The sequence below is a fragment of the Micromonospora craniellae genome, from assembly GCF_014764405.1.
GTDB classification, from domain to species: Bacteria; Actinomycetota; Actinomycetes; order Mycobacteriales; family Micromonosporaceae; genus Micromonospora; species Micromonospora craniellae.
The window spans coordinates 3,262,575-3,284,095 of record NZ_CP061725.1; the positions used below are offsets into that span (position 1 = coordinate 3,262,575).

Sequence of the window (21,521 nt, forward strand, 5' to 3'; positions counted from 1 at the left end):
CACGCCGGATTTGGGACGCGAACTTCTTGATCAACAGTGGCGGGGAGGGCGGTGGGTAGGATGCCGGCTGTGCGTGTTCTGTTGCTGGGTAGTGGGGGACGGGAGCACGCGCTTGCGCTGCGGCTCGCCGAGGATCCGACCGTTGAGCAGGTGATCGCGGCACCGGGGAATCCCGGGATCGCGGGCGTGGCCGAGCTGCGGGAGGTCGTGGCGACGGATCCCGAGTCCGTGGCGGCGCTGGCGGTCGAGGTGGGTGCCGACCTGGTCGTGATCGGGCCGGAGGCCCCGCTGGTGGCCGGAGTCGCCGACGCGCTGCGGGCCAAGGGCGTCGCGGTGTTCGGTCCGTCGGCCGAGGCGGCGCAGCTGGAAGGCTCCAAGACGTTCGCCAAGGACGTGATGACGGCCGCCGGTGTGCCCACGGCCCGCGCCCACACCTGCACGGACGAGGCGGGTACGGCAGCCGCCCTGGACGAGTTCGGGCCGCCGTACGTGGTGAAGAACGACGGGCTCGCCGCCGGCAAGGGCGTGGTGGTGACCGAGGAGCGCGATGTCGCGCTGCGGCACGCCGCCGAGTGCGGTCGGGTGGTCGTCGAGGAGTACCTGGCCGGCCCGGAGGTCTCGCTGTTCGTGGTGACCGACGGCGACGCTGCCGTACCGCTGCTGCCGGCCCAGGACTTCAAGCGGGTCGGGGACGGCGACACCGGCCCGAACACCGGCGGCATGGGCGCGTACGCCCCACTGCCCTGGGCACCGTCCGACCTGGTCGACGAGGTGATGCGCGACGTCGTGCACCCCACGCTGGCCGAGATGCGGCGTCGGGGTAAGCCCTTCTCCGGCCTGCTCTACGTGGGGCTGGCGATCACCGCATCCGGCCCCCGGGTGATCGAGTTCAACGCCCGCTTCGGAGACCCGGAGACTCAGGTGGTGCTCGCCCTGCTGGCGACTCCCCTGGCCGGTCTGTTGCACGCTGCGGCCACCGGCACGTTGGCCGAGCACCCGCCGCTGCGCTGGCACGACGGCGCGGCGGTGACCGTGGTGGTCGCCGCCGAGAACTACCCGGCCACGCCGCGTACCGGTGATGTGATCACCGGCGCGGACCAGCCGGGCGTCATCCACGCCGGCACCGCCCGCCGGGCCGCCGACGGTGCCCTGCTCTCCGCGGGCGGCCGGGTCCTCTGCGGTACGGCCACCGGCTCCGACCTGGCCGCCGCCCGCAATGCCGCCTACGAGCTGGTACGCGGCATCACGCTGGCCGGGTCGCACCATCGAGGTGACATCGCGTCGTCCGCGATCGACGGCAGGATCACGCTTCCCTCCTGAGCCATGCCGCCCGGCCACGCCGGCTGCGCGCGCTGCCGACGCGGTCGGGCACCGATGGCCGAACGGTCGGCGGTTCTGGTCGACGGGCCGCAACGCAACCACCTCCCCACCGCGTATTAGTGGCGAGGGAGGTGGGATGGAAGCCGACGAGTTCGAGACGTTCGTCCGTCAGTCCACTCCGGCGCTGCGCCGGTACGCACGTGCGGTGGCCGCCGATCCGGACCGGGCGGAGGATCTCCTCGAAGAGACCTACGTCCGGGTGGCCTGGGTGTGGCCCCGCCCGCTCGCCGACGGCAACCCGCTCGGGTACGCGAAGATCGCGATGATCCGCCTGCACACCAGTTGGTTCCGGACGCTGGTCCGCCGGCTCCGGATCACCTCACCGGCGTCACCGCTGGGCCCCGACGGCGGGTCCGGCGACGGCAGCGACCTGCTGCGCCGACTGCTGGCGGGCCTGCCACCCGCGCAACGGGCGGTGCTGGTCATGTCGTACCTCGACGATCTTGACGATTCGACGATCGCCGAGGCCGTCGGGCGGAGCCCGGCAACCGTCCGGTCCCTGCGCCACCGGGCCGTCGGCGCGATCCGCGCGGGGGTGCCGGCCGTCCGTTCCGGAGTCGATCGGGAGGTGGCGGGATGACCGACATTCGGCGTGCTCTCGGCGAGGTCTGGCACGCCGAGCCCGGCGGAGGTCGGTCCGGCCCGGATCCGCTCCCGGCGGTGCGGGCCCGCCTGCGGCGTCGTCGCCGCGTCCAGGCAACCGCTGTGGCGTCGGCGGTGTGCACGGTCCTCGGTCTCGGGGTCTTCACCGTGGTGGCGGCGGGTCGACCGGCATCACCGCCGCGTGTCGCGGCACCGTCCGGCTCCGCCGCGTCCGAGCTGCGCGGCCTGCCGGTCTACCTGCGGCCGGCCGACCCCACCGAGGCGGTGCTGCGGATGGCCCGACCGCAGGTGGTGCCGAACGGCGACCGGGTGGCGTACGAGGGCGCCGGCCCGGTGACCCGGGTGGTCGCGGTGTTCGACTTCGAGGCGGCGCTGGGGCTGCCCGGGGTGCCCCGCGAGGTGACCGTGGCGACTGCGGCGCAGGTGTTGGCCACGGACGACCTGGCGACCTCTACGGCGTACCTGTCGGCGTGGCGGTCCGACGGGCGTACCCTCTTCGTCTCGGTGACCGGGGACACGCCGCAGGTACGTACGGCGGCGCTGGACGCTCTCGTCGAGGCCAACCTGCACTGATCTTGGCCGGTCAGGCCGGGTGGACCGGCCGATCGGCCCTGACCGCGCGGTTGACATCCCATGTCACGATCATCGTGCCGGTGGCCGGCTCGGGCCGCCGGGGGCGGGGAGGAGGACATCGTGACCGGCTTTCTCGGTACGGCACTCAGCTTTCCCACTGTGCTGTTCAGCTTCCTGCTCGTGGTCGTCGTCGGCTACTGGCTGCTGGTGCTGACCGGGGTGCTGGATCTCGGCGACGACCTGGACGTCGACGGCGGAGCCGGCACGTTCCTCGCCGGTGTCGGGCTCGGCGGCGTACCCAGTGCGATCATCTTCTCCCTTCTCGTCGCGGTGGCCTGGTTCGTCAGCCTGGCCGGCACCGTGCTGCTCGACGGCCTCGGGCTCGGCGCCGGCACCCGGATCGCGGTCTCGATCGGCGTGCTGCTGGTCGCCGCGTTCTGCGCGTGGGTGGTGACCCGGTTGATCGCGGTGCCGTTGGCGCGTCTCTTTCCGACCGACACGGCATCCAGCCGGCACACCTTCGTGGGCCGCCTCTGTGTGGTGCGGACCGGTACGGTCACCGCCGACTTCGGTCAGGCCGAGGTGACCGCGGCGGACGGCTCGTCGGCGGTGGTGCAGGTCCGGCAGCCGGGGGACGAGAAGATGACCGTTGGCAGCTCCGCGTTGATCTATGACTACGACACCGAGGGTGAGTTCTTCTGGGTGATGCCCGCCGGGCCCACCTTCGACCCCCTGAGACATCCCCCCGAGTAATCGCCCCTGGTGAGTCCGCATCCGCGCGAATCACCCCGACCTCATCCGAGGCTGCCGGCGCGAACCCCCTTCGTCCGGTCCGCCTCCCTCGCTGCCTCTGACACCCCTCGAAAGGAGGATGCGCGGCGTCCCGCCCCGGCCCCGTCGCCGGCTGCCGCCGTCCGCGCGCCCAACCATGGATGTGATCACCACCGGAATCGGTGTACTCCTCGCCGTCGTCCTGCTCGTCGCGCTCGGCGTGGTGTTCATGGTCAGTCGGCTGTTCCGCAAGGTCGAGCAGGGCAAGGCACTGATCATCTCCAAGATCCGGCGGGTCGACGTGACCTTCACCGGCGCGGTGGTGATGCCCGTGCTGCACAAGGCCGAGATCATGGACATCTCGGTCAAGACGATCGACATCGAACGGACCGGCAACGAGGGTCTGATCTGCCGCGACAACATCCGGGCCGACATCCGGATCACCTTCTTCGTCCGGGTGAACAAGACGATCGAGGACGTCATCAAGGTGGCGCAGGCGATCGGCACCGCGCGGGCCAGCGACCGGGAGACCCTCCAGGAACTGTTCAATGCGAAGTTCTCCGAGGCGCTGAAGACGGTCGGCAAGCAGCTCGACTTCGTCGACCTCTACACCAAGCGTGACGAGTTCCGCGACCAGATCATCCGGGTCATCGGCACCGACCTCAACGGCTACAGCCTGGAGGACGCGGCGATCGACTTCCTTGAGCAGACGCCGATGTCGCAGCTCGACCCGAAGAACATCCTCGACGCGCAGGGCATCCGGAAGATCACCGAGCTGACCACGCAGGAGCACGTCCGGACCAACGAGTTCCGGCGTAGCGAGGAGAAGGAGATCACCCGCCAGAACGTGGACGCCAAGGAGGCGATCCTCGAACTGGAACGTCGGCAGGCCGACGCCGAGGCCAAGCAGCAGCGCGAGATCGAGACCGTGCGGGCCCGCGAGCAGGCCGAGACCGCCCGGGTACGCGCCGAGGAGCGGCTGCGGGCCGAGACGGCGAACATCCGTACCGACGAGCAGTTGGGCATCCAGCACGAGAACCGGGCCCGGGAGATCGCGGTCGCGGAGAAGAACCGCGAGCGGGTCATCGCCATCGAGACCGAGCGGATCGAGAAGGACCGCATGTTGGAGGTCATCGGCCGGGAACGGGAGACCGAGCTGAGCACGATCGCCAAGGACAAGGAGGTGGAGGCCGAGAAGCGGGCCATCGCCGAGGTCGTCCGGGAGCGGATCGCGGTGGAGAAGACCGTGGCCGAGCAGGAGGAGAACATCAAGCGGCTGCGCGTGGTCGAGGAGGCCGAGCGGACCCGCCAGGCGCTGGTCATCCAGGCCGAGGCCGAGGCGCAGGAGAGCCTGGTCAAGGACATCAAGGCGGCGGAGGCAGCCGAGGCGGCGGCAAAGCACAAGGCCCGCGAGGAACTGGTGCTGGCCGAGGCCCGGCAGCAGGCCGCGGAGCTGGACACCCGGGCGAAGATCCGGCTGGCCGAGGGCATTCAGGCCGAGTCGGCGGCAGCGGGCCTGGCCGAGGTGCAGGTGCAGGAGCGCAGTGCCGAGGCGATCGAGAAGGTCGGCCGGGCCGAGGCCGCCGTGGAGCGCGAGAAGGCGGTGGCTGCCGCCGAGGCGGTTCGCGAGAAGCTGAAGGGCGAGGCCGAGGGTCTCACCGAGAAGGCCGCCGCGATGGCCGCGCTGGACGACGCGACCCGCGAGCACGAGGAGTACCGGCTGCGCCTGGAGCTGGAGAAGGAGGTCCGGCTCGCCGGGCTGGACACCCAGCGCCAGGTCGCCGAGGCGCAGGCGACCCTGGTCGCCACCGGCCTGGAGAAGGCGAACATCGACATCGTCGGTGGGGACAGCGTCTTCTTCGACCGGCTGCTCAGCTCGATCTCGTTCGGCAAGAGCGTGGACGGCTTCGTGGCCCACTCGGACGTGGCGAAGAACCTGGCTCAGCCGTGGCTGGACGGCAGCGCCAGCCTCACCGACGACCTGACCCGGATGATCGGCTCGCTGAACACCGCCGACGTGCAGAACCTCACGCTCTCGGCTTTCCTGGCGCAGCAGATGCGCTCAGGGGGCGCCGACAAGGGCAAGCTCCAGGAGCTGCTGAAGGCCGCGCAGCGCCTGGGTGTGGCGGACACCCCGGTCGCCGCCCTCACCGGTTCGCGGCAGTCCGCCGGTGAGTGAGCCGACCGCCGGTCCGGCGACCACCGGGCGGACGCCCGGTGCCGTCGGGCCGGCCCCGGTGGGCCGGGCCGACGGCGGACCCGACCCGGCCGAGGTCGAGTCGGACGGCGCTACCCGGCCCGGGCTGGACGACGGCAGCTACGAGGTGCTGCGCAAGCGGCTCGCCGGGCAGGCCGCCGAGCTGGCCCGGCGGGCCGAGTCGCTCAACGCCCGCCGGCTGGAGGTCTTCGGCGGCACCGAGCTGCGGCTGCTGAGCACCGAACGGATCCGTACGGAGCACAACTGCGTGCCCCGCGACCTCGTACCGGTCGGCGGGCTGATGCTGTTCGGTTACAACGTCTTCATCGGCCTCAAGCCGGAGACGACCGTCGACGACGTCTTTTCGCTGCACCGCTTCACCCGTGAACAGGGCGAGGGCGAATCGGAGGAGGTCGCTTTCCGGTTCGACGAGGCCGGTCACGACGAGTTGCCCGGCCTGCTGCGTCACCCGCAGTTCGTTCGCGACTTCAGCGAGTTGTACCGCTACTACCGGCAGGCGCGCCTGCTGCAACTGCGCCGGGTCGACGCCCGGCTGCTGGCGGTGTTCCAGACCGGGCCGCGTACCGAGGACATCCGGGTGCTGCGCTGGCAGGTCGGCGTGGACGGGATCCCGGAGTACCTGGACAGCCGGGGGGAGCGGGACCACGTCTTCCCGCCGAGCCACGACTTCGAGTGGACCGAGACGACCCGGCAGGACCACGTACTCGGCCGGCATCCGCACATCGACATCGACGGCGAGCTCTTCGTCGAGACGGTGGGCGGCACGCTGACCGTCAAGGTGGAGAACAACACCGAGGTCGGCGAGGGCATCTACAGCGAGCCGGTGGACGAGCCGTTGCAGAGCCTGGCCGACGCCGACGTGCAGTGGACCCGGGTGGGGCCGCTGATCCTGCTGCGGATCCTGCCGTACAAGGAGACGCAGTGGCGGCACCTGGTCTTCAACACGCTCACCCGGGAGGTGGTCCGCCTCGACGGCATCGGGGTGGCCTGCCAGCGGCTGCCCGAGGACCACGGCATCATCTTCCCGGGCGGCTACCACCTGGCCACCGGCGTTACCCGCACCTTCGACACCGAGGTCGCCGACCTGGAGTTCGAGCGGGTGGTGCGGTCGCCGAACGGCGAGGACGTGCTCTACGTCTTCCACGCCCGGGCCGAGGGGCGCACGTTGCTGCTGCCGTACAACGCGATCCGCAAGGAGGTGGCCGCGCCGATCCCGTGCCACGGCTTCTCCCTCTTCGACGACGGCACGCTCGTGGTGTTCCGGGCCGTCTCCGAGGAGCCGACCCGGGTCCACCCGATGCAGATCTGGCAGACGCCGTACGTGTCGGACGCGTACGCGGCGGCGCAGCCGGCCGGCACCGGTCCGCTGGAGCGGGTCGGCAACGCCGACCTGGTACGCGGCATCTCGGACTGCCTCTCGGCGGCGCGGATGGTGCAGGGCAGCGCCACCGCCGGGGTGTACGAGGCGTTGATCGCTGCCTGTGCCCGGATCACCGACCACTACCACTGGCTCGGCGAGGACGAGCTGGGTGACCTGGCCACCCCGCTGAGCGGGCTGCGGCGTACCGCCAGCTCCGTGCTGGAGGAGCACGAGAAGGTCCGTATGCTCACCGAGCAGGCCCGCGCGGAGCTGGACGAGAGCGCCGAGCAGATCGCCTCGCTGGCCCGCCGGGCCCGGGGCGAGGCGCCGCTGACCGCCGACGACTGGGTCACCCAGCTCGGTGGGCTGCGTCGGGCGCGCGGGCACCTGGAATCGCTGCGCGAACTGCGGTACGTCGACCACGACCGGATCGACGAGCTGGCCGCCCGGCTGGACGAGGAACTGTCGGTGGCCGGTCGGCGCGCGGTGGAGTTCCTTCGCCGCGACGAGGCGTTCACCGGCTACCAGCAGGAGGTCGAGCGACTCGCCGCGCGGGCCGCCGAGATCGGTACGGTCGCCGAGGCCGGCACCGTCCGCGACGAGCTGGCCGCCCGCACCGACGGCCTGCAGACCATCACCGACGTGGTGGGCGGGTTGGACATCGCCGACGCGACCGTCCGGACCGGCATCCTGGGCCGGGTCGGTGAGGTGCTGGGCGCGGTCAACCGGGCCCGGGCGGTGCTCGACAAGCGGCGTCAGGAGCTGGCCGCGGCGGAGGGCCGGGCCGGTTTCGCCGCCGAGTTCGCCCTGCTCGGGCAGGCGGTGACCGGGGCGCTGGCGGCGGCGAACACCGCCGAACGCTGCGACGAGCAACTCGGCCGGCTGCTGCTGCGGGTGGAGGAGCTGGAATCCCGGTTCGGCGAGTTCGACGACTTCCTCACCGAGCTGGCGACCCGGCGTACCGACATCTACGAGGCGTTCTCGGCACGCAAGCAGGCGCTGCTGGACGAGCGCTCCCGGCGGGCCGACCGGCTGGTCGCCTCGGCCGAGCGGATCCTGGTCAGCGTGCAGCGGCGGGCCGGCACGCTCGGCTCGCTCGACGAGATCAACACCTACTTCGCGGCCGACCCGATGGTGGGCAAGCTCCGCTCGGTGGTGGAGGAGCTGCGTACCCTCGGCGACGCGGTGCGGGCCGAGGAGCTGGACGGCCGGATCCGGGCCGCTCGCCAGGAGGCCGGGCGCGGTCTGCGCGACCGCCTCGACCTGTACGCCGACGGTGGCGAGACGATCCGTCTGGGTCGGCACCGTTTCGCGGTGAACACCCAACCGATCGACGTGGCGGTGGTGCCGGCCGAGGGCCGGATGGTGGTGGCGGTGACCGGCACCGACTACCGCGCGCCGGTGCGTGACGAGGAGTTCCAGCAGACCCGGCGGTTCTGGGACCAGCTGCTGGTCTCCGAGTCGGCGCAGGTCTACCGGGCCGAATACCTGGCCACCGGGATCCTGGCCGCCGCCGAGGCGGGCCGCGACGGGCTCACCCTCGACGCGCTGCACACCGCGGCGGTGGACGCCGACGGGCTGCGGGAGCTGGTCCGGCAGACCGCCGAGACCCGCTACGACGAGGGGTACGAGCGCGGCGTGCACGATCACGACGCGGCCGAGATCCTGCGGGTGCTGCTGCGTCTGCACGCCGGTGCCGGGCTGCTGCGTTATCCGCCGGCCGACCGGGCCGCCGCGCAGCTGTTCTGGCGGTACGGCACCGACGAGCCGACCCGGTCCGCCTGGACCGCCCGGGCCGCCTCGCTGGCCCGCGCCCGGCAGCGGTTCGGCCGTCCGGACGGCGAGGACGCCGCCGACCGCCTCGGCGCGCAGATCGCCGAGGCGGCCGACAAATTCCTGCGCGGCGCCGGACTACCGGTGCCGTCCGGCGGGACCGCGCTGGCCGGCGAGTACCTGTTCGAGGAGCTGTCTTCGCCGCCGGTGCGGTTCGTCACCGGCGGCGGGGCGCGGGCCCTGCTGGACCGGTTCCGCCGGGCACTCGGCGGTCCGCAGTCGCGTTCGTCCCGCGAGTTCGACGACGACCTGCGGGCCCTCGGTGACGACCTCGCCGGCCGTCACCAGCTGATGGAGGCGTGGCTGACCGCGTTCCTGGCCACCGACGACGGCAACCTGTCCGGGTACGACCTGCCGGAAGCGGTCGCCGTCGAGTTGTGCGGTGCGGAGCCGGCCCGGCAGGACAGCACCGCGACGATGACCGAGTCGGTCGGCGGGCTGCTCGGCGCGCACCCGCGCATCGAGGGCTCCACGCTCGACGTACGGCTGGACGAGATGCTGGCCCGGACCCGGGCGTTCCGCACCGACCTGGTCCCCGCGTACCGGGACTACCAGCGGCGACGCAACGCCCTGGTGGACGCCGAGCGGGACCGCCTGCGGCTGGAGGAGTACCGGCCGAAGGTGATGAACGCCTTCGTCCGCAACCGGCTGCTCGACGAGGTGTACCTGCCGCTGATCGGCGACAACCTGGCCCGGCAGCTCGGCGCCACCGGCGACGGCAAGCGGGTCGACCAGTCCGGCCTGCTGCTGCTGATCTCACCGCCCGGTTACGGCAAGACGACCCTGATGGAGTACGTGGCCAGCCGCCTCGGCCTGGTCTTCGTCAAGGTCAACGGGCCGGCCCTGGGCACCAAGGTCACCTCGCTGGACCCGGCCGAGGCGCCCGACGCCACCGCGCGGCAGGAGGTCGAGAAGATCTCCTTCGCCCTGGAGCTGGGCAACAACGTGCTGCTCTATCTGGACGACATCCAGCACACCAACCCGGAGCTGTTGCAGAAGTTCATCTCGCTCTGTGACGGGCAGCGCCGGATGGAGGGTGTCTGGGAGGGCCGCACCCGCACGTACGACCTGCGCGGCAAGCGGTTCGCGGTCTGCATGGCCGGTAACCCGTACACCGAGTCGGGGAAGCGGTTCCGGATCCCGGACATGCTCGCCAACCGGGCCGACGTGTGGAACCTCGGTGACGTGCTCTCCGGGCGGGAGGAGGTGTTCGCGCTCAGCTACATCGAGAACGCGCTCACCGCCAACACGGTGCTGGCACCGCTCTCCGGGCGCGACCGTGGCGACCTGGAGCTGCTGGTCCGGATGGCACGCGGGGACGACTCGGTCCGCGCCGACCAGCTCTCCCACCCGTACCAGCCGGTGGAGCTGGAGCAGATGGTCTCGGTGCTGCGCAAACTGCTGCGGGTGCAGCAGGTGGTGCTGGCCAACAACCAGGCGTACATCGCCTCGGCGGCCCAGTCCGACGACGCCCGCACCGAGCCGCAGTTCCAGCTACAGGGTTCGTACCGGAACATGAACAAGCTCGCCGAGCGGGTCGTGCCGGTGCTCACCGACGAGGAACTGGAGGCGGTGATCGACGACCACTACCTGGGCGAGGCGCAGACGCTCGCGGCGGGCGCGGAGGCGAACCTGCTCAAGCTCGCCGAGCTGCGTGACCGACTCACCCCGGAACAGGCCGCCCGGTGGGTCGAGGTGAAGGACGCCTTCCAGCGCTCGAAGGCCCTGGGCGGGGGCGGCGACGACCCGGTCGATCGCGCGGTGGGCGCGCTCGGCCTGCTCGCCGACCGGGTCGGCGGAGTCGCCGCCGCGATAGGCCGCGCCTCCGAACGCTGAGTTCGGTGTAAGGAAGGGTCCCCTGCTAACGCCTCCGGTATAGCAGGGGACCCCTCCTAACGCTCTTCCCACCGGGACTGCACCAGCACCAGCCGGGTGCCGTCGTGTCGTCGGTGCAGTCCGTGCCGGAAGGTCTCAGCGGATCTGCATCCCGGAGATCGCCCGGGAGATGACCAGCCGCTGGATCTCCGAGGTGCCCTCGAAGATGGTGTAGATCTTGGCGTCCCGGTACCACCGCTCGACCGGGTGGTCACGGAGGAAGCCGGCACCTCCGAGCAACTGGACCGCCTTCTCTGTGACGGACACGGCCACCTCGCTGGCCTTGAGCTTGGACATCGACCCCTCGCCCGCACTGAACGGCCGGTTGTTGCGGCCCATCCAGGAGGCCCGCCAGACCAGCAGCCGGGCGGCGTCGATCTCCGTCTTCATGTCGGCGAGCGCGAAGGCGACCGCCTGGTTGGTGATGATCGGGCGTCCGAACTGGACCCGTTCCCGAGCGTAGTCCAGGGCGTACTCGTAGGCGGCCCGGGCCACGCCGAGTGCCTGCGCGCCGACGGTGGGCCGGGACAGCTCGAACGTCCGCATCGCGGCCTGGCCGGAGGCGCGCTGCCCGGACCGGGCCCGGGCCAGCCGCTCCTCCAACGCCTCCCGGCCGCCGAGCAGGCACCGGCCGGGCACCCGTACGTCGTCGAGGAAGACGTCCGCCGTGTGCGACGCCCGCAGGCCCAGTTTGCGCAGCTTGCGGGTGGCGGAGAGGCCGGCCGTGCCGGGCGGTACGACGAATGCGGCCTGACCGCGCGAGCCAAGCGCCGGGTCGACCGCAGCGGTCACCACGTGCACCGCGGCGATCCCGCCGTTGGTGGCGTACGCCTTCTGGCCGCGCAGCACCCACTCCTCGGTCGCCTCGTCGTACTCGGCCCGGGTCCGCATCGCGGAGACGTCCGAACCGGCCTCCGGCTCGGACGAGCAGAACGCGGCGACCGCCGGCGAGTCGACGTCACCGAAGCACTGCGGCACCCACTCGACGAGTTGGTCGGGCGTGCCGCTGCCGTAGATGGCGGCGACCGCGAGCGAGGTGCCGAAGAGGCTCAGCCCGATCCCGGCGTCTCCCCAGAACAGCTCCTCGCTGGCGATCGGCAGGGAGAGCCCGGTGGGGTCGGCCCAGCAGGTGGCGAGGAACTCGAAGCCGTACAGGCCGATCCTGGCCGCCTCGCCGATGATCGGCCAGGGAGTCTCCTCCCGGGCGTCCCACTCGGCGGCGGCGGGGCGCACGGCCTCGATGGCGAAGCCGTGCACCCAGTCGCGCAGATCCCGCTGTTCCTCGTTCAGGTCGAGCGAGAATTCGACCATCTCAGGCCTTGGGGATGTCGAAGAGGTTGGCGATGTTGGCGGCCAGCCCCAGGTCACCCTTTGCCTTGAGCTTGCCGGTCATGAACATCATGACCGGGTTGGCGCCACCCGAGACGATCTTCAGGAACTCGACCGGGCCCAGCGTCAGGGCCAGCCGCGGCTCGTGCTGCGGGGTCTCGTTGACCGTGCAGGTGCCGTCGGCGATGACCACCTCGTAGGTGTCGGTGCCGCCGTCGGGGGCGCCGGTGATGTTCCAGTGGATCACCGCGTTGGTGGAACCGGCCCGGTCCGCGCGGAAGATCTGCGGCATCCGGCCGAAGACCTCGCCGAGGATCTTGCCGCGCAGTTCACCCGACATGATCTCGGCGAGCTTGCTATCCGGGGTGCTCTTGACGAGCTGGGCGAACTCCTTCGGGCCCAGGTTGGCGAAGTTGGCCGGGTCGAAGTCAGTCATGGAACGCACCTCTCGAACAGTGGTTACTCAGGCGTAACCCTACGCACCAGTAGGTATGCTCGCAAGGTGTCCGCGACACCCGCCTTCAAACGCCTTCCCCGGGCCGTACGCGAGCAGCAGATGCTCGACGCCGCCGTGCGGGTCTTCTCCCGACGCGGCTACCACGGCGCCAGCATGGACGAGATCGCCGAGGACGCCGGCATCTCCAAGCCCATGGTGTACGCGTACCTGGGCACCAAGGAGGAACTCTTCGTCGCCTGCCTGCACCGCGAGGGCACCCGGATGATGGAGGCCATCGCCGGGGCGGCCGTCCCCGACCTGCCCGCCGACGAACGACTGTGGCGCGGCCTGCGGGCGTTCTTCGGATTCGTCGGGGCGCACCGGGACGGCTGGTCGGTGCTCTACCGGCAGGCCCGGGCCGAGCAACCGTTCGCCGGGGAACTGGCCGAGATGCGGGCGAGGATGGTCGAGGTGGTCGCCGGGATGCTCGACCACGCCCTGCGCGCCGAGGGACGTATGGCCGCCGAGACCGAGTTGGAGGTCGTCGCGTACGCCCTGGTCGGGGCGACCGAGTCGCTGGCCGACTGGCTCGCCGACCACCCCGAGGCCGACCCGGAGAAGACCGCGACCCGGATGATGAACGCCGCCTGGCTGGGGGCCGGGCAACTCCTGCGCGGCGTGAGCTGGCACCCGCCCGAGGCGGTGTAAGGAAGGGCCCCTTTTTAACGCCTGCGGTAGTAGCGGGGTCCCTTTCTAACACTCGGGGTTCGCGCCGCTCGCGGCCCGCCGGTGCGCCCGGTGGCGGAGCCAGCGGATCGACTCCACCAGCAGCGTCACCGAGATCGAGAGCCCGATGCCGGCCAGGATTCCGTGCAGCGGGTGCTGTTCGAAGGCGAGTCCGCCGAAGATGCCGAGCAGCACGCAGTACAGCGCCCACGAGCCGCCGCCGATCAGGTCGAAGAGTAGGAACCGGCGCAGCGGATAGCGGACGGCGCCCATGGTCAGGGTCACCGCCGTCCGCCCGCCGGGGACGTAACGGGCGGCGATGAGGATGACGCCGCCGCGCCGGTCGACCGCCCGCCGGGCCCACTCCGATCCGGCCCGGCGTCGGCTGTCCACTGGCGAGTGGTCCAGCCGGCGCGATCCGCCTCCGCGCCCGATCCCGTACGAGACGTGGTCGCCGATGGTCGCGCCGAGCGTGGTCGCCACGATGATCAGCAGCAGGTTCGGCTCGCCGCCGGTGGCGAGCACGGTGACGGTGATGACCGCCGCCTCGGAGGGCACCAGCGGGAAGAACGCGTCGACCGCGGTGAGCCCGAAGATCAGCAGGTACACCCAGGGTGAGGTGAGTGTCTGCCGGAGCAGGTCGAGCGCTGTCTCCATGCCTCCATGCTCAGGGCACGGGCTGTTAGGAAGGGGCCCTTCCTATACACCAGGCGTTAATAAGGTGCCCTTCCTTACGAACGGTCTTGTCTGCGGAGGTGGGGCCGTGCGAGGTGAGGAGCACGGGAGCACCGAGCGCCGCACCGACCGCCTCGGGCCAGTCGGTCGCAGCGACGTCGTCGTAGCGAGGGCGCGCCCGCAGCAGGCGGGCGGTGAGCGCGGCCTGCCGGTCGAGGTCGCCGGCCGGGCCCGGGACCAGCCGGTCCAGGGTGTCGTAGCGGCGGCAGATCCGCAGGTCGAGGCCACGGTCGGCGAGGTCCAGGTGGGTCAGCGCCAGGCCGTCGACCCCGCCCGCGACCGCCAAGGCGTACGCGTGCGCGACCGCGTCGAAGTGGCCGAACCGGAAGCGGCCCTGCCAGGGGTTCGTCGGGTTGTGCGGGTCGGCCAGCGGCAGGGACGGGTCCTCGGTGACCAGTGGTCCTGGACCGTGCCGGGTGGTGACGGTACGCAGCACCCCGATCCGGATCGCCGATCCGTTCAGCCCGGCCTCGGCCAGCAGTGCCTCGGCGTTGGCGAAGGTGGTGGTGCTCCACGTGGTGTACGGGTGGAAGCCGTGCCACTCGTCCAGCAGCACCCCCTGGGCGCCCTCGAACACGCACGGGCCGGCCCGCAGCGCCCCGGCCAGCCAGGAGCCGTCGACGATCGCCACCCGCTCGGCGAACGCAAGGCACGCCGGCAGGCAGTCCGCGACCGGCGGGGCGTCCAGCGGGCCGAGTTCGGCGGTGAGCCGGTCCCGGAGCGCGGTCAACCGGCGACGCAGCACCTCCGGGCTGCGGCAGTCCGCGACCCGGGGTGCCTCGTCGGGGTGGGCGAGCCCGTACGCGACGGTCTCGCCCACCCCCTGCCCGCAGGAGCCGTGCCGGTCGGCTCCCCGGGCCGTCTCCCGGGCCTGGTTGGCGGCCCGGTGGTACGGGGTGGCCAGCAGCGCCGCCCCGTCCACGGTCAGCCGGTCGAACGCGTCGGGCACCCCGACGGCGGCGAGGTGGTCGGCCTCGGCGGCGAGCGCCAGCGGGTCCACCACGACGTACCGGGACAGGTGGGTCCGTACGCCGGGGTGGAAGGTGCCGGCACCGAACTGCGCGAACGTGTGGTGTCGGCCGTCGGGCCGGACGACGTTGTGCGCCGCCTGCGCGCCCCCGTTGAACCGGACCACGGTGTGCACCGGCCGGTTGGCGCAGAGCCAGTCGACCACCGTGCCCTTGCCGGCGTCGCCGTACCCGAGGTCGACCACGATCGCGTGCTCCGGACGCGACCCGCCGGCCGGGCCGCGCCCGGGTGCCGCGACACCCGGGCGCGCAGCGGTCACCAGTTCGCTCACAGCCGCACGACCCCGCCGCCGGTGGTCCGGCTGGCCGGCAGTTCGGCCACCTCGGCGCGGCGTGCCCCGTTCAGCCGGGCCAGCGCCTTGGACACGGTGCGGGTGGCCGTCGAGCCGGTCCGGTCCAGGTCCCGCAGGCCGGTGTCGAGGTCGATCGCCTGCTCGCCGAGGCCGACGGTGAGCGCGATCGTCTCGCAGACCGCGTCGAGGTCGTCCAGCTCCAGGGCGTTCTGGCCGAGCAGGCCGCGCCAGAAGTCGAGCACCTTGCGGTTGCCCGAGTAGTGGCTGCCGGCCGGAAGCAGGTAGTACGTGTCCCAGCGGCGGGTCACCTCGTCGACGATCTGCCGCACCGGCACGTCCTCGCGCGGGTCGCCGCCGATCAGGCGGGCGACCTCGGCGGCCTTGACCGCCGGGTACGCCAGCTCGTCGCCGATGATGAAGAGGTAGCCGCGTCGGCCCCGCTTCTCCCAGCTGTCGGTGACCGTCCGCCGGGCCATGAAGTAGAGCGCCATCTCGTAGGACTCCATCATCTGGCCGCCACCGCCGCCCTCCAGCACGATCCGCCCGAGGTCGTCGTCCATCCGGTTGTCGGACTCGAACTGGCCGACCTGCAACGGCACCCGGTCGCAGGTGGCGTCGCCGATCGCGCCGAACATGATCTGCGGGTCGCGGGCGTACCCCTGGCGCAGCAGCAGCCCCAGCAGTTGCGGCAGCTTGGCCTGGAGGGTACGGGGCACGTGCCCCATCGAGCCGGTCACGTCGAACAGCACCGCGACCGGTGTCGACTGCGGGTGCTCGGCCGAGTCGCGGCTCTCCCGCGTCGCGTCGCGCGGGTCCAGTTGCGGGTGCACCACCTTGGCGCCGCTGTCGCTGTACGAGAACGCGCTCTTGCCGGTGGCCCGGCGGTACCGGTCGGCGGCGGTGTACACGTCGGTGGACCACATTCCGCTGCCCATGGCAGCCTCCTTAGGGGTTGAGGGTGAAGGGTCGGAAGGTGCGCGGCCCGTAGAGCCGGTGCAGCACCTCGTCGAGTTCGGCGAGCAGCCGCCAGGCGTCGTCGGGGCGGTTCGACAGCGACCGCTGCCGGCAGCCCGCCGCGAAGGCGAGCAGCTCGTCCGGGGCGTGGTGCCCCATCAGCCAGGTCATGCACCGGGCGGCCATGGCGACATCGGTGCCCGGCCCGCAGGGACGCCGCTCGGTGACCTCGGCCGGGTACCACTCCTGGTGGTCGGGGACCAGCGCGGGTACGACGCCGCCGGGCTCGGTGGCGAAGCACCAGTCGACCAGCACCACGCCGTGCGCGTCCGGCTCGATCAGCACGTGCGGCGGCAGCACCGCGCCGTGCACCACGCCGGCCCGGTGGGCCAGGCCGAGCGCGACCAGCAGCCGTCGCCACATCCAGGCCACGTCGCGGGCGTCCAGCCCGCCCGGGTACGCCCGCCGCACGTCGACCAGGCTGCGCAGGCCGGGTGCGGTGGCGAGCACGGTGACCTGGCGTTCCGCCCCGGTGGCGGGATCCCGGTGCGCGAACGTGTCGACCAGCCGGGGCACGTACGGCAGCCAGCGTGGGTCGCCATGGTCGGCGATCCGGCGCAACGCGCGCTGCTCGCGGATCATCAGGTCGTTGTCGCTGGCCTCGCGGGGCAGCTTGAGCAGCCGGTCCGCGCCGACGTCGTACAGGTCGGCGAGGTCCCCCGAGTGCGCCGGTGCGCCGCAGCGGTAGCCGTGCAGCACGGTCATCCGGCGGGCGCGCCAGCGGGTGGTGACCCGGACGAACGCCTCGGTGGCCTCGGCGCGTACGCCCGGGGCGGCCCGGTCCAGCCGGTCGGGGTGCAGGGCGGCGACCAACTCCCGGTAGCGGCGTTCCGGCGCGTCGGCGCCGAACAGGTCGTGGTCGTCGCGGGCGGCGGTGACCAGGTGGATCGCCTCGTCGGTCCTCATCGCACCGTCTCCTCCCGGGCGGGCCGCAGCAGCGCCGGGTGCAGCAGCCGGGCGTCGCCGGCCCGGTAGAGCCGGGCACGGGGGCCGCCCCGGCTGCCGCCGCGCTCGGTGTTGGCGCCGGTGCTCTCCACGAACCCGGGCACCGAGAGCACCTTGCGGTGGAAGTTGCCGGCGTGCAGCGGGTGACCCCAGACCGTCTCGTAGACGGCGCGCAGCTCGCCGATGGTGAACTCGGGTGCGAGGAAGCGGGTGGCCAGCGGCGTGTACTCCAGCTTGGAGCGGGCCCGCTCCAGCCCGTCGTCGACGATCCGGCGGTGGTCGAAGGCGAGTTCGCGGCCGGGCAGCTCGGCGACCGGCACCCAGTCGGCCTCGTCGGCGTCGGTGCCGGCGGTGGCGTCCGGCAAATCGGGGGCGAAGGCGAGGTGGGCGACGGAGACGATCCGCATCCGCGGGTCGCGCTCGGGTGCGCCGTAGCTGGCGAGCTGTTCCACGTGGACACGACGCAGGCGGTCCCCGCCGAGCCCGGTCTCCTCGGCCAGCTCCCGGCGGGCGGCGGTGGTCAGGTCCTCGTCCGGGCGGACGAAGCCGCCGGGCAGCGCCCAGTGTCCGGCGTACGGCGGCTCGGCGCGGCGGATCAGCAGCAGGTGCAGCGCGTTGTCCCGGATGGTCAGCGCGACCACGTCGGCGGTGACCGCCACGGCCGGGTAGGCACGCGGGTCGTAGGAGGCGAGGAAGTCCTGCTCGTTCACGTTCGATCACTCTCGCTCTGAGAACATCTCTATATGAGAACAACTTAGCGCGAAACAGAGGGCCGGGCAAGTGCCCGACCCCCACTCAGCGGATCGTGCCCACCAGATGCGGTCGACCTCGCTGGTCGTGCAGGGCGAAGTCCCACCCGGCCCCGGCCGCCGTGTCGCTGAACGCCACCGTGCCCGGCAACGGCACCGGCAGCTTGAACGCCACGTCGACCGTGTACGCCTCGGGCAGCCGGTTCTCCAGTGCCGCCAGGCAGCGGGCCTTGCTCCACATGCCGTGCGCGATCGGCCGGGGGAAGCCGAACAGCCGCGCGCCAAGCCGCGAGGTGTGGATCGGGTTGTGGTCGCCGGAGACCCGCGCGTAGTCCGTACCCACGCGGGGCTCGACCCGCCAGCGCGCGGACGCGGCCGGCGGCGCGGGACGGTCGCCCCGGTCGCGCCGCTCGCCGCCGCCCGGGGTACGCTGCCGCCCCAGGTACGTCGAGACGCCGCGCCAGACCTCATCCCCGTCCACCGAGCCGACGAGGACCACGTCGACCTGGCGCCCCCGGTCGTGCGGGCGCAGGTTCTCCGCCCACGTGGTGAAGTCCAGCCGGTCGGCCACGGTGACCGGCCGGTGCACGGTGATCCGGTTCGCCACGTGCACCACCCCGGTCAGCGGGATGGGGAACTCCGGCGCAGTGATCAGGCGCAGCGCCAGCGGGAAGCCCACGACGTGCGGGAAGGTCGCCGGCAGCCGGTCGGCGAGCCGGTACCCGCACACCCGGTCGTAGTCGGCCAACCGGTCCGGGTCCACGGCCACCTGATCGACGGCCAGCTCCACCGCCGGCACCTCGTCCGTCCGCTGCCCGCCGCGCCCCGGCATCGCACCCAACAGGGCCCGCCGGTACAGCGGCCCGGCGGCCGGCAGCGCGGGCAGCGTCACCCGCTCCCGTTGCGTGGCCATCACGCCCCCAGCAGGCTCTGGCCGCACACCCGGACCACGTTGCCGCTGACCGCGCCGGAAGCGGGCCAGGCCAGCCAGCCGATGGTCTCCGCCACGTCCACCGGCAGCCCGCCCTGGGATAGGCTGTTCATCCGGCGGCCCGCCTCGCGCAGCACCAGCGGGATCCGCGCGGTCAGCCGGGTCTCGATGAAGCCGGGCGCGACCGCGTTCACGCTGATCCCCCGGTCGCGCAGCGCCGGAGCCAGCGCGTCGACCAGCCCGATCACGCCGGCCTTGCTGGCGGCGTAGTTGGTCTGGCCCCGGTTGCCGGCGATCCCGGCGATCGAGGAGACGCCGACGATCCGCCCGCCGTCCGGGATCAGGCCTCGGTCCAGCAGCACGTCGTTGATCCGTTCCTGGCTGGACAGGTTGACGTCGATGACCTGGTTCCAGCGGTCGGCGTCCATCCGGCCCAGGGTCTTGTCCCGGGTGATGCCGGCGTTGTGCACCACCACGTCCACCCGGCCGTGCCGCTCGGCCAGGTGATCGGCGAGCCGGGCCGGCGCGTCGGCGGCGGTCAGGTCGAGTTGTACGGCGCTGCCGCCGATCTCGTTGGCGACGCCGGCCAGCGCGTCCCCGGCAGCCGGTACGTCCAGCGCCACCACGGTCGCCCCGTCCCGGGCCAGCACCCGGGCCAGTGCCGCGCCGATGCCCCGGGCCGCGCCGGTGACCAGCACCACCTGCCCGTCCAGCGGCCGGTCCCAGTCCACCGGTGCGCTCGCCCGCCCGGCACCGACCCGGATCACCTGCCCCGACACGTACGCCGAACGGCCGGAGAGCAGGAACCGCAGGGTCGCCTCCAGGCTGGTCCAGGTGCTCTCGTCGGCCTCCCGCGTGACGTGGACCAGTTGGGCGGTGATACCCCGGCCGAACTCCTTGCCGATGCTGCGGGTCAACCCCTCCAGGGCCCGCTGGGCGGTCGCCTCGCGCGGCGTGTCGCACTCGGCGGGCGGGGTGCCCAGCACGATCACCCGGCCGCTGGGCTGCACCGCCCGCGCCTGCGGGTGGAAGAAGTCGTGCAGTTGCCGCAGCCCGGTCGAGTCGGTGATGCCGGTGGCGTCGTAGACCAGGGCGGAGCTGGTCGGCGTACGGCCGGAGGTGGGATCCGGTGTGGCGGTGGCCGGGTCGCGCAGGGCGAGCCCGGCGGCGGCCAGGATCGTGCCGACCGGCTCGGCGAGCCGGCACCCGGTGGAGGTGCCGAGCAGGGCCGGCCCGGGGAGGATCGGCTCACCCGGCGCGTGTCGGCGAAGTCGTGGCGGATCGGGCAGCCCGAGGCGCTTGACCAGTACCCGGCCGGCACCCGACTGGACAAAACTCGCGTACCTGTCGGTCATAGGCGTAGCCTACTGGCGGGTAAGGTACGGCGACACTCCTGAGGAGGCGGATCGTGCAGAAGGTTCGACGGGTCGCGGTCATCGGCGGCAACCGGATCCCCTTCGCCCGCTCCAACTCGCGGTACGCCGACGCCTCCAACGCGGACATGCTCGGCGCCGCCCTGGACGGGCTGGTCGCCCGGTTCGGCCTGGCCGGGCAGCGCGTCGGCGAGGTGGTCGCTGGCGCGGTGCTCAAGCACGCCAAGGACTTCAACCTCACCCGCGAGGTGGTGCTCGGCTCGAAGCTCGACCCGCGCACCCCCGCGTACGACATCCAGCAGGCCTGCGGCACCGGCCTGGAGGCCGCGATCCTGGTCGCCAACAAGATCGCCCTCGGTCAGCTCGACGTCGGCATCGCCGGCGGTGTCGACACCACCTCCGACGCCCCGCTCGCGGTCAACGAGGACATGCGCCGCACCCTGCTCCGGCTCAACTCGGCCCGGACGCTGGGCGAGCGGCTGCGGATCGCCGCCAAACTGCGCCCGGCCCAGCCCTTCAAGCCGGAGGTCCCGCGCAACGCGGAACCGCGTACCGGGCTGTCCATGGGCGAGCACGCCGCACAGACCGCGCTGCGCTGGAACGTCGACCGGCAGGCCCAGGACGAGCTGGCGCTGCGTTCGCACCAGCGGCTCGCCGCCGCGTACGAACAGGGGTTCTTCGACGACCTGATGACGCCCTACCTGGGGCTGACCCGCGACGCGAACCTCCGCCCGGACACCACGCTGGAGAAGCTCGGCGCGCTCCGGCCGGTCTTCGGCGCCAAGGGCCCGGACGCCGAACGGGCCACCATGACCGCCGGTAACTCCTCGCCGCTCACCGACGGCGCCTCCACCGTGCTGCTGGCCAGCGAGGAATGGGCCGCCGCGCACCAGTTGCCGGTGCTGGCCTGGTTCACCTGGTCGGAGACGGCGGCGGTGGACTTCGTGCACGGCGACGAGGGACTGCTGATGGCCCCCGCGTACGCGGTGCCCCGGCTGCTGGCCCGGGCCGGGCTCACCCTTCAGGACTTCGACTACTACGAGATCCACGAGGCGTTCGCCTCACAGGTGCTGGCCACCCTGGCAGCCTGGGAGTCCCCGGAATTCTGCGTGGACCGACTCGGCCTGGACGCCCCGCTCGGCGCCATCGACACCGACAAGCTCAACGTGCACGGCTCCTCGTTGGCCGCCGGGCACCCGTTCGCGGCCACCGGCGGCCGGATCGTGGCCACCCTGGCGAAGCTCCTCGCCGAGAAGGGCAGCGGCCGTGGACTCATTTCTATCTGCGCGGCCGGCGGCCAGGGCGTGACCGCGATCCTGGAACGCTGACCTCCGGGAATCAGACGTACC

Annotated in this window: 17 protein-coding genes; 8 read left to right on the forward strand and 9 right to left on the reverse strand. The window is 72.3% G+C overall.

The window, feature by feature from the left end; genetic code table 11:
- Positions 1-69: 69 nt before the first annotated feature.
- The 6 genes from purD to ID554_RS14640 all read left to right on the forward strand — a co-directional run bounded on the left by purD (position 70) and on the right by ID554_RS14640 (position 10,574).
- Positions 70-1,320, forward strand: a complete 1,251-nt coding sequence (gene purD, locus ID554_RS14615; protein ID WP_117228026.1) for a phosphoribosylamine--glycine ligase — start codon at positions 70-72, stop codon at positions 1,318-1,320.
- 136 nt (positions 1,321-1,456) lie between these two features.
- The gene (locus ID554_RS14620) at positions 1,457-1,960 is read left to right on the forward strand and encodes a sigma factor-like helix-turn-helix DNA-binding protein (protein WP_158573723.1); all 504 of its coding nucleotides are present in this window, start codon (positions 1,457-1,459) and stop codon (positions 1,958-1,960) included.
- On the forward strand, positions 1,957-2,556 hold the full coding sequence (locus ID554_RS14625; protein ID WP_117228028.1) for a hypothetical protein: 600 nt from the start codon (positions 1,957-1,959) through the stop codon (positions 2,554-2,556). Before ID554_RS14620 ends, ID554_RS14625 begins: the two co-directional genes overlap by 4 nt.
- 120 nt (positions 2,557-2,676) lie before the next feature.
- Positions 2,677-3,309, forward strand: coding sequence for an OB-fold-containig protein (locus ID554_RS14630; RefSeq protein ID WP_117228059.1), 633 nt, complete (start codon positions 2,677-2,679; stop codon positions 3,307-3,309).
- 175 nt (positions 3,310-3,484) lie between these two features.
- On the forward strand, positions 3,485-5,506 hold the full coding sequence (locus tag ID554_RS14635) for a flotillin family protein (protein ID WP_117228029.1): 2,022 nt from the start codon (positions 3,485-3,487) through the stop codon (positions 5,504-5,506).
- Complete coding sequence (locus ID554_RS14640) at positions 5,499-10,574, forward strand: DNA repair ATPase (protein ID WP_223884596.1); 5,076 nt, start codon at positions 5,499-5,501, stop codon at positions 10,572-10,574. Before ID554_RS14635 ends, ID554_RS14640 begins: the two co-directional genes overlap by 8 nt.
- Positions 10,575-10,709: 135 nt before the next feature.
- Here ID554_RS14640 and ID554_RS14645 read toward each other — a convergent pair whose 3' ends face one another.
- Together ID554_RS14645 and ID554_RS14650 are read right to left on the reverse strand one after the other, a co-directional pair.
- Positions 10,710-11,924 carry an acyl-CoA dehydrogenase family protein gene (locus ID554_RS14645; protein WP_117228030.1) on the reverse strand — a complete coding sequence of 405 codons (1,215 nt, stop codon included), beginning with the start codon at positions 11,922-11,924 and terminating at the stop codon, positions 10,710-10,712.
- 1 nt (position 11,925) lies between these two features.
- Positions 11,926-12,378, reverse strand: a complete 453-nt coding sequence (locus ID554_RS14650; RefSeq protein WP_117228031.1) for an SCP2 sterol-binding domain-containing protein — start codon at positions 12,376-12,378, stop codon at positions 11,926-11,928.
- A 66-nt stretch (positions 12,379-12,444) separates the two neighbouring features.
- On the opposite strand from ID554_RS14650, the gene ID554_RS14655 reads away from it, so the two are divergent.
- A complete protein-coding gene (locus tag ID554_RS14655) occupies positions 12,445-13,086 on the forward strand; it encodes a TetR/AcrR family transcriptional regulator (protein WP_117228032.1) in 642 nt (213 codons plus the stop codon).
- Between the two features lie 45 nt (positions 13,087-13,131).
- On the opposite strand, the gene ID554_RS14660 is transcribed toward ID554_RS14655, so the two are convergent.
- From ID554_RS14660 to ID554_RS14690, 7 genes are all read right to left on the reverse strand, one after another.
- Positions 13,132-13,761: a DedA family protein gene (locus ID554_RS14660; protein WP_117228033.1), complete on the reverse strand. Its 630-nt coding sequence runs from the start codon at positions 13,759-13,761 to the stop codon at positions 13,132-13,134.
- Between the two features lie 25 nt (positions 13,762-13,786).
- The gene (locus ID554_RS14665; protein ID WP_117228061.1) at positions 13,787-15,055 is read right to left on the reverse strand and encodes an adenylosuccinate synthetase; all 1,269 of its coding nucleotides are present in this window, start codon (positions 15,053-15,055) and stop codon (positions 13,787-13,789) included.
- 80 nt (positions 15,056-15,135) lie between these two features.
- Positions 15,136-16,095, reverse strand: coding sequence for a hypothetical protein (locus ID554_RS14670; RefSeq protein ID WP_117228034.1), 960 nt, complete (start codon positions 16,093-16,095; stop codon positions 15,136-15,138).
- Between the two features lie 10 nt (positions 16,096-16,105).
- Positions 16,106-17,080: a serine/threonine protein kinase gene (locus tag ID554_RS14675; protein WP_117228035.1), complete on the reverse strand. Its 975-nt coding sequence runs from the start codon at positions 17,078-17,080 to the stop codon at positions 16,106-16,108.
- Positions 17,077-17,829 carry an NUDIX hydrolase gene (locus ID554_RS14680; RefSeq protein ID WP_117228036.1) on the reverse strand — a complete coding sequence of 251 codons (753 nt, stop codon included), beginning with the start codon at positions 17,827-17,829 and terminating at the stop codon, positions 17,077-17,079. The genes ID554_RS14675 and ID554_RS14680 overlap by 4 nt, the downstream gene beginning before the upstream one ends.
- Before the next feature lie 85 nt (positions 17,830-17,914).
- On the reverse strand, positions 17,915-18,781 hold the full coding sequence (locus ID554_RS14685) for a MaoC/PaaZ C-terminal domain-containing protein (protein ID WP_117228062.1): 867 nt from the start codon (positions 18,779-18,781) through the stop codon (positions 17,915-17,917).
- Entirely contained in the window at positions 18,781-20,154 is a 1,374-nt protein-coding gene (locus ID554_RS14690; protein ID WP_117228037.1) for a 3-oxoacyl-ACP reductase, read from the reverse strand. The genes ID554_RS14685 and ID554_RS14690 overlap by 1 nt, the downstream gene beginning before the upstream one ends.
- A 53-nt stretch (positions 20,155-20,207) precedes the next feature.
- Here ID554_RS14690 and ID554_RS14695 point away from each other — a divergent pair, with 53 nt between their 5' ends.
- Positions 20,208-21,500 carry an acetyl-CoA C-acetyltransferase gene (locus tag ID554_RS14695; protein ID WP_117228038.1) on the forward strand — a complete coding sequence of 431 codons (1,293 nt, stop codon included), beginning with the start codon at positions 20,208-20,210 and terminating at the stop codon, positions 21,498-21,500.
- The last annotated feature ends 21 nt before the right edge of the window (positions 21,501-21,521 follow it).